This is a genomic window from candidate division WOR-3 bacterium (assembly GCA_039801905.1).
Classification (GTDB): domain Bacteria; phylum Hydrothermota; class Tepidihabitantia; order Tepidihabitantales; family JBDRVQ01; genus JBDRVQ01.
In genome coordinates, this window is sequence record JBDRVQ010000001.1 from 24,962 (window position 1) to 41,845 (window position 16,884).

Below are 16,884 nucleotides of genomic sequence, written 5' to 3' on the forward strand. Positions count from 1 at the left end.
AAAAGTAAAGTCAAAAGAGTTGTCGAGATTGCTTAAAGAGGCAGGCGTAAGAACTCAAGAGAGGTTAGTTTAATCAGTAGTTTGGTAAATCTTCGCCCAAGCCCTTAAAACCTTTCCGTAAGGCCGGGCAGGGATGCCAAAATACCTCGCCCCTTTTGGGCAGGACTTAAAAAGGGCGGATTTCGCATAAACGATGGAATTATCGCCAACCTTAACGTGGTCCTTTATCCCCACTTGGCCCGCTAAGATGACATTATCCCCAATCTCCGCACTCCCTCCAATTCCCACCTGAGCAACGATCAGGCAATTCTTCCCAATCTTCACATTGTGCCCAATATGAACCAAAGCATCAATCTTCGTTCCTTTTCCAATCCGGGTCTCTCCCTTTTTTGCTAAAGCGATTGTCACATTTGCCCCGATCTCGCAGTCATCCTCAATCACCACCCAACCCTCATGGGGAATCCTTCTGTATTCCCCACCAACCTTCTCGTAACCAAAACCTTCAAACCCAATCAGCGCCCCGGGACCAATCAGCACCCTCTTCCCAATCTTCGTCCTCTTTAAGAGGACGGTGTAGGGATAAATTACCGATGCCTCCCCGATCTCCACCTCCTCCCCCACATAAACGAAGGGATATATCTTCACTCCCTTTCCCAACTTGGCTTCGGGATGGAGATAAATCAGTTGCCGGAGATTCTCTTCCCTATTCCCCAACGGTCGCTTTTAATACCTTCTTCACAATTTCCCCAATTTTACTCTTCAAATCTTCCCTCTTTGTCATCTCCACCTTGAGCGGAGGAAACTCCTTCCGGATTTCAATGTCAAAATAGGTGATCTCAACGGTAATTCGCTTCCCGCTCTTATTCACTGTCCCTAAAAGGCAATAATCCGCTCCCAATTCCCTCCCCAGTTCATAGACAATATCCTTTTCTATCCTATCCGTCTCTTTTAAGGTCCGCAAAGAGAGAACCCTTTCCACTTCGCCCTTCTCAATCAGTTTCACCTTTTTCCTCCCTTCAAAAAGTTGATAGAGATAAGTAAGGCAAGCCACTCCCAAATTATCTTCTCGCGCCTCCGGCGAAAGTTCGGAGATACTGAGAAGGGCAAACTTCTTTTCCACCGGTGGGAGCAAGGGTAAGATTCCCGCTTCCCGCCGCAGTTCCGCTAAGACGTTATCGGTGATGTCCAATCCCGGTTGGGCATAAAGGATTTTATTTTGCGAGGCGTCTAAAACCATAGAGAACTCCCCTTCCTTCGCCACCTTCTCAATCGCCTCCGCCACCTTCTTAATGATGGGGGCTAAAAGTTCTTGATTCTTTAAGGAAATCTTTCCCCTTTCTCCCCAAACCTCATCTAAGAAGTTCTTATATCTTCTCTCCAATTCCTCAATCCTCTCCTCCTCCGCCTTTTTCCCTTCCGAAGTGAGCATCAACCTTTTTGTGGCAAACTCTTCCCTTGCTGCTGTCAACTCCTTGCGCAGAGAATCAATCTGGAGGCGGTATTTCTCAATCTCCTTTTCCAATTCCCGCTTCGCCTCCTTTGCCCCTTCATATTCGGCAAGTATCCTTTCCATATCTAAATAGCCAATTTTCGTTTCCTTCGCCCAAAGGGGAGAGAGGAGAAAAGAGATAAGGAAAAAAAAGAGAAAAAAGAGATTAAACATAACTCCTCCTAATTCCCTTCACCCATCGGCCATCCCTCCCCACAATCCTTATGGGGAAAATCCCCTTCGGAACCGGTGGGTTTAACACCTTTACCCGAATATAATTGTCCGTTACCGCCATCCCTTCCCTTTCCTCCACCGCCCAAAGTTCCCGACCAAAGAAACGCTCCTCATAAGATTTCCTCTTCCTTCTTCCCAATTCCCATAAAACCCTCACCCGTTTCTTCTTTTCTCCCTTTGGGACATCATCGGGTAGAGAAAAGGCAGGGGTTTTCGGTCGGGGAGAAAAGGGGAAGATGTGAAAATAACCAAAGGGGATTTCCTCTAATGCCTTCTTCGTTTCTAAAAATGCCTCTTCCCCCTCCCCGCTGAAACCGACGATGATGTCACATCCTAAGTTAACCTCCGGAATTTCCGAAATGATGAGCGCAATCTTATCTTTTACCTCTTCGGGTTGGTAACGCCGCCCCATTCGGCGCAGGGTCTCGCGGTGAAAGGATTGGATAGCCAGATGGAGATGGCGACAGACCGGCAGAGAAGCACAGGCTTTAATTAAAGGAAGGTCAATTGTATCCGGCTCTAAGGAAGAGAGCCTTACCCGAAAATCTCCGGGGCAATTCTCAAAAATTCGCCAGAGAAGGGAAGTTAAAGAAGAATTCCTCTCCTTACCGTAAAGCCCCAGATTGAGACCGGTCAAGACAATCTCCGAAAAACCCCTCGCCACCAAAAAGGAGATTTCCGAAAAGATTACCTCTTCCGGCTTGGAACGAATCTCTCTCCCCCGAATTTCGGGCACAACACAGAAGGTGCATAAACCAGGACAACCATCAACCACCTTCACCAATGCCCGCCTCCGGGAAGGTAGGGGGAGGATATTCTCAATCAACTTCTCCTTTTCCGCCAAATCAAGGACCCGATAGACCCCCGGAAGATTTTCAATCTTCTCCCGGGCAATTCCCACCAAACAGCCGGTGACGATTACCGGTCGGTTTTTTCCGTAGCGGCGGATCAGAGAAAGAGACTTCCGTTCTGCCTCCTGAGTGACGGCGCAGGTGTTAATCAAGATAAAATCTTCTCTCCCCCCATTTCCCTTCTCCTGAAAATAGGAAGCGAGATAATCCAACTCCGCATAATTGAGCCGACACCCTACATTGAGGAAGGAAATACCCATCTTTTCCTTACCGAAAGGAAGGGAGAACCTTCGCCACCTATTTCAGGTGGTCTTCCAAGCGAAACCTCTTCTTCACCTTCCGCACTGGTAACTCTTCCCCTCCCTCTGGTTTCTCTTTCTTCCATCTCTCAGAAAGAAGGATCCGTCTCTTATCAAAATCAATCTTCAAAATGGAAAATTCCCGTATTTCCCCAATCTTGTAGGCTTCCTTCAACTTCTTCTCTCTTTCTTTTAATTGACTCATCGGGGCAAAACCTTCTAATCCATAAGGCAAGGAGACGACCAAACCCGCCGCGGGAATATCAATAATTCGGGCGTTTAAGATATCACCCTCTTTATAATCCCGAGAGAAGAGATAGAGGGGGTCTTCTTTGGTGTGTTTCAAAGAGAGGAGAATCTTCCTCTTCTCTTTATCAATCTCCATTATCACCGCCTCCACCTTCTGTCCCTTTTTCAAAACTTCCTTTGCCGAAACGACCCTTTTGGTCCAAGAGAGGTCTTGATTGCGGATGAGACCCTCAATCCCTTCTTCAATTTCGCAGTAAACCCCGTAATCGCGAAAGGTCTTGGGGATACAACTCACTCGGTCACCAACCTTATATTTCTCGCCCACTACCGACCAGGGATCGGGAAGGGTCTGCTTTAAGCCTAAGGAGATGCGCCGGTTTTCCCGGTCAATATCTAAGACAATCGCCTCCACCATATCGCCCACCTTCAAAATCTGGGAAGGATGGTGGATCACCTTGGTCCAGGACATCTCGGAGATGTGAATTAAACCCTCCACTCCCGGTTCCAATTCCACAAAGGCACCGAAATTGAGAATCGTCTTCACCTTCCCCTTCACCCGCGAACCGATGGGATACTTCTCTTCAATCCTTGCCCAGGGATGGGGGGTAAGTTGTTTGAGACTGACACTTATCTTCTCCGCTTCCTTATCAAAGGCGATAATCTTCACCTTAATCTTCTGCCCGGGACTCAAAACATCACCGGGATGACCAACCCTCTCCCAGGAGATCTCAGAAACCGGTAAGAGGACATCAAACCCTTCCAAATCGCAAAAGGCACCAAACTCGGTGAGATTTGAAACCGTCACTTCGTAAATATCCCCAACCTTAATCTTGGAGAAGAGCCTCTCCTTTATCTCTTCCTTCTCCTTTTCCAGAAGGGCGCGCCGGGAAAGGACGATCCGTGATCGGGTTAAATCCAAACTCGTAATTTTAGCCTTTATTTCCTTTCCCAGCCATTCCTCTAAGTCGGAAACCGGTCTCAAATCAATCTGGGAATGGGGAAGGAATCCTTCAATCATCCCGAACAGTTCCACCACCAACCCCCCCTCCACCTTCTTTTTCACAATCCCGCTCACCGCTTCTCCACTCTGGTAGAGAGATTCCAACTTATCCCAGAGCAACTTAAAATCCGCCCTTCTTTTGGAGATGACCGGAATCCCTTGCCGATTCTCTAACCTTTCAATTAAGACCAAAACCTCTCTTCCCTCTTCCGCCTCTTTCGGGTCCCGAAACTCTTCTAAGGGCAGTATCCCTTCCGACTTAAAACCTAAGTCAATGATCACCGCATTTCCTAATACCCGTAAAATTTTTCCCTTAACAATCTCTCCTTCCTTATACTCACTAAAACTCTTTTCGTAAAGGTCTTTTATATTATCATCCCGCATCTTTTTATTTTCCCTCCTCTTTTAAGTTTTTGATTACCCAAGAACAAAAATCATCGGGCGTGGAGGCGCCCGAGACAAAACCAACACTTTCCACATTTAACTCTTTTAACCTCTCAATTAAGGGTAACAATTCGTCTTCCCCTTCCAGTAAGAAGATTGGTTTGCCCGAGAGGGAGCCGATCTCATACAACCTTCGGGTATTGGCACTCTCCTTCCCTCCCGCCACCAGACCGGCATCAACCTTTCCCATCACCTCCTTAAACATCTTCTGCCGCCAGAAAACTTCTCGGCAGATGGTATTAAAAACGCGGATCTCCGAGAAATCATTCTTCACAATCTCCGAGAGGGCAGAATCCATAAACTCCTTAGCTAAGGTCGTCTGACAAACAATCCCAACCTTATCCCATTTTCCGAGAAAAGTCAAATCCCTTTTTTGAGAAGGGTTGGTAGAAAAGAGAAAGCCTCTCTCCCCCAGGTCCTCCATCAGGGAGATCACCTCCGGGTGATCCTGGTCGCCGAGCACCACAACCCGATAGCCATCCGCCAATAGCATCTCTACTATCTCCTTAACCCTTCTCACATAAGGGCAAGTGGTATCAACCAATCTTATACCATATTTTTCTATTTTTTTCAAGTGGCGCGAAGAAATACCATGGGTTCTTATCGCCAACACTCCTTTAAGATTCTTCCTCACCTTCTTTAAGGGGAAGATCCCCTCTCCTTTTAACTTCTCCACCACCGGCCGGTTATGAATAATCTCCCCTAAGGTATAAATCTTTTTATATCTCCTCTTCGCCTCCGCTAAAAGCCGGAGGGCGCGTTTCACTCCGGAACAGAAGCCGAAGGGCTTAACCGCCAAAACCTTCATCTGCCATCTCCTCCAGCCTCTTTCTCAGATTAAAGGCAAAATTTTTAATATCCTCTTCGGGAGAGAGTGGTTTTCCAAATCGCACCTCAATCTTCGGTAGGGCATAAGAATTTCTCAAACCTTCCCTTACCAAATCCCGGTCAACAATCATCGGAATAATTGAATCCTTCACCCCTCTCACCAGGCAGGGTACCACCGGCACCTTAATGAACTTGGCGATAAAACCGACCCCGGGCTTAAAATCCCCCATCTTCCCATTCCGGGAGCGGGTCCCTTCGGGAAAGATAAGAATTGCCTTTCCTTTTTCTGTCAACTCCTTAATTTTTAATAATAGCCCCTTAGAAAACCTTCCCCGAGATAAGGGTAGGGCATTAAAACTTCTTATCAACCAGGAGAAAAATTTTGAGACCCTAAATAACTCCTCCTTTGCCAAAAAATACATCTCCCTCCTTGCCGCCAAGACCAAGAGGGGAGGGTCAAAATTGGAGGTATGATTAGCCACAATTATCACCCCTCCCCTGGGGAGATGCTCCCGACCTAAGACTTTAAGCCGGAGGAGGATTTTGGCAATCGGATAAACGAAGAGAAGTCCGAAAAGGAAGCGCCACTTCATAAGGTCTTAATCAAATCAATAAAAATTTCCACTTCTTCGGCAATTGTCAGATGGGTGGTATCAATATAGATTGCGGAAGGTAAACGAACCAGAGGGCTTGCCTCCCGCCAGGAATCGATCCGATCCCTCTCCTGCAAATTCTCCATAATCTCTTCTAAGGGGAGGAGAATCCCCTTCTTTGCCAACTCCTTCCTTCGCCTCTTCGCCCTTTCCCTTAAATCACAAAAGACAAAGACCTTTAAGTCGGCATCCGGAAAGAGAACACTTCCGATATCCCTCCCTTCGCCAATCACATTTTTCCCCTCGGCAATTTTTCTCTGCCACCTCACCATTCTCTCCCTCACCGCTTTAATCTCAGAGAGATAAGAGACTATCCGGTCAACCTCCGGTCGGCGCAGGTCTCCGGTCACCTCCGCACCGTTCAGATAGACCTTCGCCTCCCTCCCATCCCAGTGGAAATCAATAACCGTGCGGGCTAAGAGGTTATTTAAATTATTAAAATTTTGGTAATCTATCTTTTCCCTTAAAACCGCCAAAGTGAATGCCCGATAAAAGGAACCAGTCTCAAGATAGAACCAATTTAACCTCCGGGCAGCGGACTTCGCCATCGTTGTCTTTCCGGAACCCGAGAGACCATCTACTGCCACCTTAAAATATCTCATGTCATAATTCTAACAATAATTTCCAATTTTTCAATGGTGGAAGGATGAGCAGAAATTGTGCCGGAGAGGAAGATTTACCGAAATGGAACTGAAAATTTAGTGTCAGAAAATGGGGGGTATTTCCGTATTTATTATAGAGGGCTATGAAGAAGTTAAAAGAAATTATTAAGGTAAGTTATTGGGTTCTAATCCCAACCCTTATCTCAGAAGAGAGATTAAGGAGGTGTTATGAGATAATTAGCACTTAATAAAAATGGCATTAAATCATAAGACCTTTATCAAACAGGAGGGGTTTATCTTTATAAAAAGGGGTGTAGCATACAGGGGATGGTATCAGGGATTTAATGGAAGGGATAATAGAAGTTTTAATAAAAGGCGTAATTTTAGACTTAATCGGAGATTTAATAAAGGGTTTAATCAAGAATTTAATAGAAGGTCTAAAAGAGGATATAAAGAGAAGGATAATCAGGAGCCTAAGCCAAGGTATAATCCAGAGCCTAATTAAAGGTTTAATCCGAAGTCTAAATGGAAGCCTAATCCTAAGAGAAACTTTAAGGCAGAGAGATTATTCGGAACGGATATACTCGGAGGCGTGTTAATTTTGGTTGCGGTCATATATCAAATAAGAGAGAGAAATTGGAGATATTGGTAGTGATTGGGGTAGATAGTGAAGGGAAAAAGAGGTTATTAGCGATTCACCTCATTTCGTAATCACAAGTTTCTTTAATATCGCTTCTCTTCCTTTTCGGAAAAAAAGAAAATAGATACGGGGGGAGAGTCTTTGGGCATTGAAGAGAAAAGAGTCAGAATATTTCCCGGGCAATTCTCTCCTTAAAAGAATATCAACCCGTCGGCCGGTAGCATCATAAAGGATGATCTCCAATCTCCCCGGCCTTTCTACCCGGTAGCTAATCTTTGCCTCCTGCCGGATAATGGTTGGTAATTCTAAATAGAGGGTTCGCTTCGCTGGTGAAAATAAAAGATCCGGAATGGTAAGGGAAGACATTGTGGTTCTCATCTCGTAAAACTCTTGGGTATTATTCCCTTTTAAGGCATAGACCTTGTCCTGGGCATAAGCCAGAGAAGCACCTTCTTTTACCCCTCTCCTTTTTCCGGTAATGGGTAAGGGAGTAAGGGAAAACCATCTCTCTCCTCTGATGTCATAAGCCCAAAATTCTGGACTATTTCCACCCTTAAAGGCATAGATAAGTTTTAACTTTTTATCATAGGTTAATGCGCCATCTCTAACAACTTTTGCCTTCTCCGTGGGTGGCAAATCAAACAATTCCATCCATAAACGAAGACGGGGGGCATAGGCATAAAACTTATTCGTCTTCCCTTTCAAAACATAGATATTCTGCCCATCAGTAGTGAGGGCACTTCCCCTATCAAATCGCTTCTTTCCTGGACCTTCGGGCGGAAAAGGTAAGTCTGTAAACCAAATCTCCCTCTCACAATTATAAGCATACCATTCCGTGGTTCTTCTCCCTTTCAAAAAATAGACATATCCGGTATCGCCCAATTGGAGATAGGTGAGTCCTGCCCCAGCCAAAACCTTCTTCTCACCCGGAACATCCGCTAACCTTAGCCAGACCGGTTCCTCCCTTTTTGTGTCGTAGCGCCAGAATTCTTTTGTGTTATGACCTCTAAGAAGATAGAGATACCTCCGACCATCATAAGTAATTGCCGCCCCCTTCCCTACCCGCTTTTTCGCCTCCGAATTTGGAAAACTGTCAACGAATTCCCAGGTGTCATTCCGAATAGAATATCGGTAGAAATCATTTGTATTATTCCCTTTTAAGGCGTAGATGGTGGTATCGTTAACCGCCACCAAACATCCCCCACCCTTCACCTTTTTCTTACTGGGTCCTAAGGGAAACTCTGCTTTGGGAAACCAGAGGAAAGCGGGGGTTGATTCCGAGAGGATTAAGAAGTCGTCAATTAGCCAATAGTTTCCGTGATCACCACAATAGAGGAAGGCGATCCGAACAGTGGGCTTGCCAATTACGAAATCGGTAATTTCGTGAAGGACGTATCCGTAATCATCAGTTCCTTTATATTTCGCAATACTATGCCAACTCAAACCGTTATCCGTTGAGAGCAAAACTACTCCGGAGTCCGGATATCTTTCATTATCATCATAATCATTAAAGTAACTCAACCAAACGGAATTGGCAGTGGCACAGTTAATTACCGGGGAGATTAAGGTGTCATTATTCACCTCCAATATCTCATCGGAAATCATCGCTCCCCATCGCCCATTTTTTCTTCCCTTATGCCAATCGTTGGTATTCCAGACCGGAGGTGATTCACTTCCTCCCGCTCCAATGCGCCAACCAAAAGGTGGATTGTCACCATAAGGTCCCCAATCCCCATCAAAATCTTCCGCATAGAAGGGAGGGAAAACAATCTCTTTTTTTCTCACCTTCACCCTCCGCCGGAAAGTATCGTTGCGTGGCCGCTCGTCTCCTCTCAGTTCGGTCCAGACCTTAACGGAACAGGTAACAATCCCTAAATAGTAAGGGGCAAGCCAATCGGGATTAAAGACCACTCGGGCAGTATCCCTACCCAATACGATAGAAAGTCTCTCTTCGCCTTGATATGAATAACCATCCGGTCCAGTGATTTGGAGTTTCACCGGCACATCCCTTTGGGTCAAAAGCCCAACATTTTTCACTGTCGCCTGGATGGGATAACTACTTTCGCAATAGACCGTCTCCGGCATATGAATGGCGATCGTTTTCAGATCATTGAGTAAGGGCTGGAAGGTGGAGATCGCCCTCCGACAATTGACCCTCCCCCAACCGTAATTGTTATTGGGATAGGGTCCACCTTGAATTGGCTGGTCCGAAGAATCAAGGAGAGCGGAATACACCGCCCGATACTCAGAAAACCCCTTATCCAGAAGCAAGGCGACCGCCCCGGCAATGTGGGGAGCAGCGGCGGATGTCCCTCTACTCACAATATAACCGCCTCCGGGAGAGGCGGAACGAATCCCAATCCCCGGGGCAACAAGGTCCGGTTTTATAAAATTCCAATCCAGTCTTCCCCAATACTCCGATTGATTCCAGGGCGGAAGATTGGGAGCCGGACCCCGACTGGAGAAACTTGCCACTGTATCGTTAATATCGGTTGCCCCAACACCAATCACAATTGGGAAGTTACCCGGTGCTAAGTCGGTCATTGGGTTAGGACCATTATTACCGATGGCAAAAACAGGAATAATCTCAAGTTCTCTTAAATTCCGGAGGATATTCCAAAAGAGGGTGGCCGTTCTCTCCCCACCCCAAGAGTTGCTTATCACCTGGGGGGCATCTTCACCCAATCCGGCAAACCATTGGAGACACTCCGCAATTATGGAAAACCATCCCGTTCCTAACCGGTCAAATCCCTTAGCGGCAATAAATTGGGCACCGGGTGCCACACCGATATCCTCGGGAAAAGGACCAAAACCATCACCACCACAGATTATCCCCATCGTGTAAGTGCCATGCCCATTATCATCATAAGGGGTTTGATGATGGGCAACGGCATCAAACCAGCCGTTGCGCTCCCGCCAGCGGTTGCCAAAAGCCGGATGATAAACATCAACTCCGGTGTCTAAATTGCCTACGACAACCCCTTCCCCGGTATAGCCCAATGCCCAACAAGAATCCGCTTTGATCTTTGTAATGTTCCATTCCGGATCCTCCAAGAGATCGCGCTCCGTTGATTTTGTCAATTTTGGTAATTGGATGACGAAATCTTCAACCAGATAATCCACTCCCTCCCAATCCTTTATCTTTTTTATCATCTCCGGGGTTGCCTTAAAGGCGATAAAGTTAGCAATCCAAAAGGACCGCTCATTGGTGATACCAATTTCTCTTAACTTCTTAATAATGGGTTCTTGACTTTTTTGGGCAAAGGCTTTCAAGTAATTAACCTTCTCCTCTCTACTCTTTCCCTTTAATAAAGAAAGGTCGGCTTCCTCTGTCAGATGGAGGACGATCGGAATCGTTGTGTCAGGTTTTGCCTTTTGGAGAATGGTACCAAGGGATGGGAGAATCTCACCGCCGAAGAGAAAGGTTAAGGGAAGGATGGCAAAGATAAATTTCTTGCCTTTCTTTAACCCCATAAAACTATTATAAAGAAGAAGGGAGGGGAGTCAATCTTCTCGGCAAGGGTTAACAAAGTTATGGTTGATGGTTTGCCCTTGCCAGAGGAATATTTTTAACGCTTTCCCAATTTTGGGATGGTCACGACCTCTGTAAACATTACACAAACAGTATTGATCTTATCCGAAATCGCTTTATAATCCTCCAAATGAGGAACTTATATCTCTTTCCTTTTGGGAAGGAAGGGGCAACGAAAAGGCTCCTATCGGATGCCCTATCCCTTTCGGAAAAGGGAAAAAATCGGGATTATTCTGAGATCCTGTATCTGGCACCTACACCCCGAAAGGCAAGGGAGGCGATAAAAATTTTTATCTCCCTTTTTCCTAACTCTCCTTTTGCCTTTATCCCACCCCGGTTTTTAACGATAAAGACCTTAGCCCAAGAGATATACTCTTCTTTTGCGGAGAAGGTATTTCTGCCCGATTCCTTAAAACCCGTCTTTCTTAAAAGTTTGATTAAAGGAAACTTCTCTCTTAGCTATTACTATCACATCGGAGAGTTGATTAAAGACTTAAAATCCGCCAATCTGATGAGAGAATGGGAAAAGACCAAAGGGTTAATCAAAAATCGTTTAGCCCCCTTTTCCCCAAAGAGGCTGAGAATGGAGGAGATATTTGCGCTAATAGAAAGATACGAGGAAGGCCTTAAAGAAAATTCCCTTGCCGATTCCGAAGATATATTGAAGGAGGCGACAATTTATTTGCAAAAAAGAAAGAAAAGGAAAGGGGTTCTGGTAATTGACGGGTTTATGGATTTGACGAAGTTGGAAGAAGATTTTTTATCCGCCTTAATCAATAACTTTGAGCATATCCTCGCCTTAGCCTATTTTGATACCCGGTTTCCCGAGATTTATTCCCTCCCTAAGGAGTTTGCCGATTTCATCTCTTCCTTAGGAGGGTTTGAGGTGATAGAAGAGAGAGGAGATGATAGTTTCTTAGAGCGGGAGAAGATGGCTTTCTTAGAATTTCCTTCCCGGGAAGAAGAGGTGGAAGGGATTGCCCAAAAGATAAAAAAGTTATTCTTGGATGGGAAATTATCACTTTCCCAGACGATCGTCACCTTTCCCGATTTAAATAGTTATGCCCCAATTGTGGAAAGGGTCTTTAAGAAGTATAAAATCCCTTTCACCCTTTATCCCCAACGTTCCCTTCTCGCCTCGCCGGTGGTGATACCGGTAATTAATCTATTAAGGGCGGTGGTTGATGACTATCCATTTTTGCCAACGATAACTTGCCTCACTTCTCCTTTCTTCTCTCGTTTCCATATCAAGACCAGAAATTTTGTCTCCTATTATGCCCGGCGGGCAAAAATCATTAAAGGGGAATTTAGTTGGCGGAATTTGGTCCGGGATTTGATTAAAGAATATAGAGAGGAGAAAGGGAAGAAGTCTTCTCTTCCCGGTATCTTCCAAGTAGAAAGGGATATCAATCTCTTCCTTTCAGTGAGCGGCACCCTAAAGAGGGAAAGAGGGAAAATTACCGACTTTCTCTCCCTTCTCTCCTCCGTTCTTAAAGAGTTGGGTTGGCCCGGAGAATTAAAGGAAGAAGACTTAGAACTCTGGGAAGATAAGAAAGAGTTGGTTTCTATCTTTCAGGGTTTAGAGTCTTTCCGGGAAACCGAATGTAGTCTGGCAGAATTTTTAGAGATCTTAGAGACAATTCTCAAATATCATCCCATTATTCCGGAGCGGGAGGAGAAAGGGGTTAGGATATTAGGATTATTGGAGACAAGGGGTTTAACCGCAAAACATATCTTCTTCGGCGGTCTCTGTGAGGGAAGTCTCCCTTCCCCTTTAAGACACGACCCATTTTTGCCCGATTGGCTTAGGGAAAAATTAAATCTTTTGCATTTAGAAAGACACCAAAAGTGGCAGAGACTTCATTTCTTCCGAATATTAAGGTCCGCCCAAGAGATTTATCTCTCCTATCCCCGTCAGGAAGGTGAAAGACTATTTCTCCCTTCTCCCTTCTTAGAAGGGGAAGCGATTTTGGCAAAAAGGGAGAGAATAATCTTTACCGAGGAGGAGAAAGAGCGCCTTTTAGGATTAGGAGAGGAGAAGGATTTTTCTTCGGAAGGGGTTGATTTCTCTACCGACCGAGAAGCGAAAAGGGTTTTGAAAAGAAGGTTTTATCCCTATGTCCAAGTGACCGAGATTGAGAAACTGAGAAGATGTCCTTACAACTTCTATTTGGAAAATATCTTAGGATTGGTAACAGAAGAGGAGACAAAATTTGAGATTGAACCTCGGGAATGGGGAGAATTGGCGCATCAGGTTTTGGAAAGGCTCTATGCGGAAAGAAAAGAATTTATCCCCTTAGAGGAGATACCGAAAAGGGTAGAAAAGATTCTCTCCTCCCTCCTCGCCCAGAGTGGCTTTCCCCTTTTCTGGCAGGATGTGGCAAAGAAGATTTTTGAAAAGATTTTACCCAACTTCTTAGAGATGGAAAAAGAACTAAGGGAAAAAGGGTATTATCCGGAAAGGATTGAGGAGCGGGTGAAAGGAGATCTCCTCAGAATTAATCTCTACGGCAAGATTGACCGGATTGATAAAAACCAAGATAATAAATATCTGATTCTGGATTACAAAACCGGGGGCACGGATATTTATCCCGGAGACATTGAAAAGGGGAAGCATCTCCAACTCCCCCTCTATTCCCTCCTCCTGCGGCGAAAGGGTTTAGCGGTAAGTGGATTTGCCCTCTATTCCTTTAAGGAGAAGAAGGTGAAATGGCTAGCCAAGGATGAGGTTGATTGCCAAGAAAAAGAAGAATTGGCGCAAAAATTTGCCCAAGAAGTACTCCAAGAGGCACTCCAGGGAATTTTTCCTGCGGCCCCAGTTGATGAAGGGGTCTGTCGGTTCTGCCTTTATTCTTTTCTCTGTGCTCAGGAGTAGAAATGGCAGAAGAACTTCTCACCACCTTAGTCCGCTCGCCCGCGGGTTCGGGTAAGACCGAACGTTTAGCCCGAAGGTACATTGCCTTATTAAAAAGGGGTGTCCCACCCGAAAGAATTTTAACCATCACCTTTACGGAAAAGGCAGCGGCGGAGATGAAAGAGCGCATCTTTCGCATCCTAAGAAAAGAAGACCCGGATTTGGAGAGGAAGTTGAAGGAGAGTATCTTAAAGTTAAGGATCTCCACGATTGACTCTTTCTGCTTCTCTTTAATTCGCACCTTTTCCCCTTATTTAGAATTACCACCAGATTTGGAGGTCAATCCGGAAAGCGAAATCTTGTGGCTTCTCTCCTCTTATGACACCCTCATGGGCATCGCCCAAGAGAGAAATTCTCCGGATTATTCCCTCTTATCGGACTTAATCTCGGATGGTGGTTTTCGCGGTTGGCCCAACCTTCTTAAACTCTTTCAGGAACTGTTCAAAAAACGGATCGCCCTTCTGAGGCGGACAACCGAAGAAGAACTTGATATTGATCACTATCTCTCCCAATTGACGAAAATGGGCATTGATTTACCACTGGAACCGGAGAAAGATAAGGTGGAGTCCCTCTTCTTATTCTTAGAAAAAAATCGGCATCTCTTTCTCACCAAAAGAGGAGAAGTGCGGAAGGCAAGGAAAGGGGAAGAAATTGACTATGAGAGATTGAAAGAGTTTTATATCCTCTTGGCAAAGAGATACTACCAAGGGTATTTTGAGAAGATCCTCTCCCTCTTCCAAAACCGCTTCTTGGCGGAATATAAAGAGAGGAAACACCAGAAAGGAATTTTAGATTTTCCCGATTTGGAGTTTTTAGTCTTTGACCTTTTGACCAATTTTCCGGAATGGCAGAATATCCTTTATCTCTTTGACCAGCACACCGACCACATCTTGGTGGACGAGTTTCAGGATACCTCCTTCTTGCAGTGGGCAATCATTGACAAATTGACTGAGGAGTGGCGAAGCGGTTGGGGAGCGAAGCGGGAGAGAGAAATTGAACCGACCCTATTTTTGGTGGGGGATGAGAAGCAATCAATTTATTTCTTCCGCAATGCCCAATCCGAAATCTTTGCCCGAGCCAAAAAGAAATTGGCAGTTTATTTAGGGAATAAGTTCCGCGAGGAGACGGTTAAGGATAATTACCGAAGTCTTAATGCCATCATTGAATTTACCAACTACTTCTTCTCCCGACTTTTTATCGGTGGGGAAGGGAAACCATTCTGGCAGACCCCTTACTCCGAATTCATCGGGCGGCGGCAAAATGCCGCACTGGGAAAGGTGGAGATAATTTTAGACAAAAAGGAAGGGAAGATGCCAGAAAGGAGGAAACTGGAAGCAGAACTTATCGCCCAGCGGATTAAAACCCTTTTGGGAGAGAAAATTGTCTTTGATCGGGAGGAGAAACCAATCCCCGCCGGTTATGAGCATTTTGCCATTCTCCTAAGGCGCCGAACCCATCTTCCCCTTTACGAGAAAGCCTTAAAGGATGCCGCTATACCTTATCTGGTGGTGAAAGGGGTTGGCTTCTATCAAGAAATAGAAGTGCAACTCCTTTGCGCCTTAGTTAACTTCTTAGTAGAACCAACTGATAATTTTAGCCTCTACCTCATCTTAAAGTTTCTCTTCTCTCTATCCGAGAAGGAGATTCTCCTCCTCCAGAGTCGGGCGGGAGAATGCCTCTACCAAAAGTTGGAAAAGGGGAAGAAAGAGATTGCAGAAGAACTCGCCTCCTATCGGGAAAAGATTTTTAAACTTCCCATTTCCCTTCTCTTAGAAGAGATTCTCAATCGGCGGGGCGTCTGGCGACTCTTCCCTTCGGACCAACAGTATTCCAATATAAAGAAGTTCATTCGCATCTGTGAGGAATTAGAATGGGAAGGAAAATCTCCTTGGGAGATAAGAGAATATCTGTCAAGGGCGAAGAAGAATACCGATGAACCAAAGGCGGATGTCTCTTGGGAAGGGATCAAGGCGGTGCGGATTATGACCGTGCATGCGGCGAAGGGGTTAGAATTTCCCATTGTCTTCTTCGCTGGTTTGGATGAAAATTTACTCTCCCATCAGGGCAAGGAAGACTTTGTCATAGAAGAAGGGGAGGAAGGGGTTTCTCTCCTCTACCTTCCGGAAAAGAACCTCCAAAAAGAAGAGCCCCTCTTTCAAGAAAGGGAAGAGAAGCAATTGGAGGAGGAGAAGAGGATATTTTATGTCGCCTGCACCCGGGCTCGGGATTATCTTGTCCTTACCGGAATCATTCCCGATAAAGTGTCCCGCTCCCGCCTCCAATGGCTCCAAAATATCTTCTCCCTAGAATGGCGGGAAGGGAAAATTTCCTCGCCGGTGAAATTGCCGGGGTTAGAATTTCTTTCCGGAGAAGAGGTCTTATCATTAGCGAAGAAAAAAGAGGAAGGAGAAAAGGTAAAAGAAGAGGTGAAGACCTCTCCCCTATTCCTTTCGGAAATCACAGAAAGGGAAAAGATCATTAAGCCGGTCACCAAAGAGACGAATGAAGATTTAAGGCGCCACGGCGAAGGGGCAATCCTTTTTGGCAAGGTGATGCATAAGATATTAGAGAAGATTGCCCGAGGGGATCTCGCTTGGCAGAAAGAAGCCGTCTCCCGGATGGGCGAGCGGCTTTTCCTTTTAGCCGGTGTCCCCCAAAAAGAATTAAAAATCTGGGTGCGAGGAATTTGGCAACAGTTGTCCGTCTTAGAAAAGTCAAACTTGAAAGAGATTATTCTGCCGCAAGAGGGAAGTTATGCGGAATTACCCTTCCTTTTGGCGGATGGGGATTTTATCTATCAGGGAAGGATTGACCGGGTGATTGTCCGGAAAGAAGAAGTGGCAATCTATGACTACAAAACCTATCGCGTTAAGGGGGAAGAGATTCCCTTCCTCCTTGACTTTTACGAAAGGGAGCAGATGGCAATTTACCGGAAAGCCGCTTCGCTTTTCTTCCCTGGGAAGAGAGTGCGTGCCTATTTAATCTTCACCGCTTTGGGTAAAATCTTTCCCCTTTTTGCTAATTCTCGGGAAATAAGTCTCACTCCATAATTTGTTCCCTTTCGGTTTAAGATGGATTTGCCATTAATCTTAAAGCTTTTGGAGTATTACTAAAGATAGGGTCATAGAGTGGTTATGATCACTGGTAAT

General features: G+C 45.5%; 10 protein-coding genes. 2 read left to right on the plus strand and 8 right to left on the minus strand.

Features of this window, described 5'->3' with window-relative positions:
- Window positions 1-69: 69 nt before the first annotated feature.
- The 8 genes from lpxD to ABIL00_00210 all read right to left on the minus strand — a co-directional run bounded on the left by lpxD (window position 70) and on the right by ABIL00_00210 (window position 10,763).
- Window positions 70-714 (minus strand): UDP-3-O-(3-hydroxymyristoyl)glucosamine N-acyltransferase, encoded by a 645-nt coding sequence (gene lpxD / locus ABIL00_00175; protein ID MEO0109180.1) that lies wholly within the window; start codon window positions 712-714, stop codon window positions 70-72.
- Window positions 704-1,663 carry an OmpH family outer membrane protein gene (locus tag ABIL00_00180; protein ID MEO0109181.1) on the minus strand — a complete coding sequence of 320 codons (960 nt, stop codon included), beginning with the start codon at window positions 1,661-1,663 and terminating at the stop codon, window positions 704-706. Before ABIL00_00180 ends, lpxD begins: the two co-directional genes overlap by 11 nt.
- Window positions 1,656-2,834, minus strand: a complete 1,179-nt coding sequence (locus ABIL00_00185; GenBank protein ID MEO0109182.1) for a radical SAM protein — start codon at window positions 2,832-2,834, stop codon at window positions 1,656-1,658. The genes ABIL00_00180 and ABIL00_00185 overlap by 8 nt, the downstream gene beginning before the upstream one ends.
- Before the next feature lie 37 nt (window positions 2,835-2,871).
- A complete protein-coding gene (locus ABIL00_00190) occupies window positions 2,872-4,506 on the minus strand; it encodes a 30S ribosomal protein S1 (GenBank protein ID MEO0109183.1) in 1,635 nt (544 codons plus the stop codon).
- Window positions 4,507-4,510: 4 nt separating this feature from the next.
- Window positions 4,511-5,374: a 4-hydroxy-3-methylbut-2-enyl diphosphate reductase gene (gene ispH / locus ABIL00_00195; GenBank protein ID MEO0109184.1), complete on the minus strand. Its 864-nt coding sequence runs from the start codon at window positions 5,372-5,374 to the stop codon at window positions 4,511-4,513.
- The gene (locus tag ABIL00_00200) at window positions 5,355-5,987 is read right to left on the minus strand and encodes a lysophospholipid acyltransferase family protein (protein ID MEO0109185.1); all 633 of its coding nucleotides are present in this window, start codon (window positions 5,985-5,987) and stop codon (window positions 5,355-5,357) included. The genes ispH and ABIL00_00200 overlap by 20 nt, the downstream gene beginning before the upstream one ends.
- The gene (cmk, locus tag ABIL00_00205; protein MEO0109186.1) at window positions 5,984-6,649 is read right to left on the minus strand and encodes a (d)CMP kinase; all 666 of its coding nucleotides are present in this window, start codon (window positions 6,647-6,649) and stop codon (window positions 5,984-5,986) included. Before cmk ends, ABIL00_00200 begins: the two co-directional genes overlap by 4 nt.
- 700 nt (window positions 6,650-7,349) lie before the next feature.
- The gene (locus tag ABIL00_00210) at window positions 7,350-10,763 is read right to left on the minus strand and encodes a S8 family serine peptidase (protein ID MEO0109187.1); all 3,414 of its coding nucleotides are present in this window, start codon (window positions 10,761-10,763) and stop codon (window positions 7,350-7,352) included.
- A 188-nt stretch (window positions 10,764-10,951) separates the two neighbouring features.
- On the opposite strand from ABIL00_00210, the gene ABIL00_00215 reads away from it, so the two are divergent.
- Together ABIL00_00215 and ABIL00_00220 are read left to right on the plus strand one after the other, a co-directional pair.
- A complete protein-coding gene (locus ABIL00_00215) occupies window positions 10,952-13,696 on the plus strand; it encodes a PD-(D/E)XK nuclease family protein (protein ID MEO0109188.1) in 2,745 nt (914 codons plus the stop codon).
- 2 nt (window positions 13,697-13,698) lie between these two features.
- Window positions 13,699-16,785: a UvrD-helicase domain-containing protein gene (locus ABIL00_00220; protein ID MEO0109189.1), complete on the plus strand. Its 3,087-nt coding sequence runs from the start codon at window positions 13,699-13,701 to the stop codon at window positions 16,783-16,785.
- The last annotated feature ends 99 nt before the right edge of the window (window positions 16,786-16,884 follow it).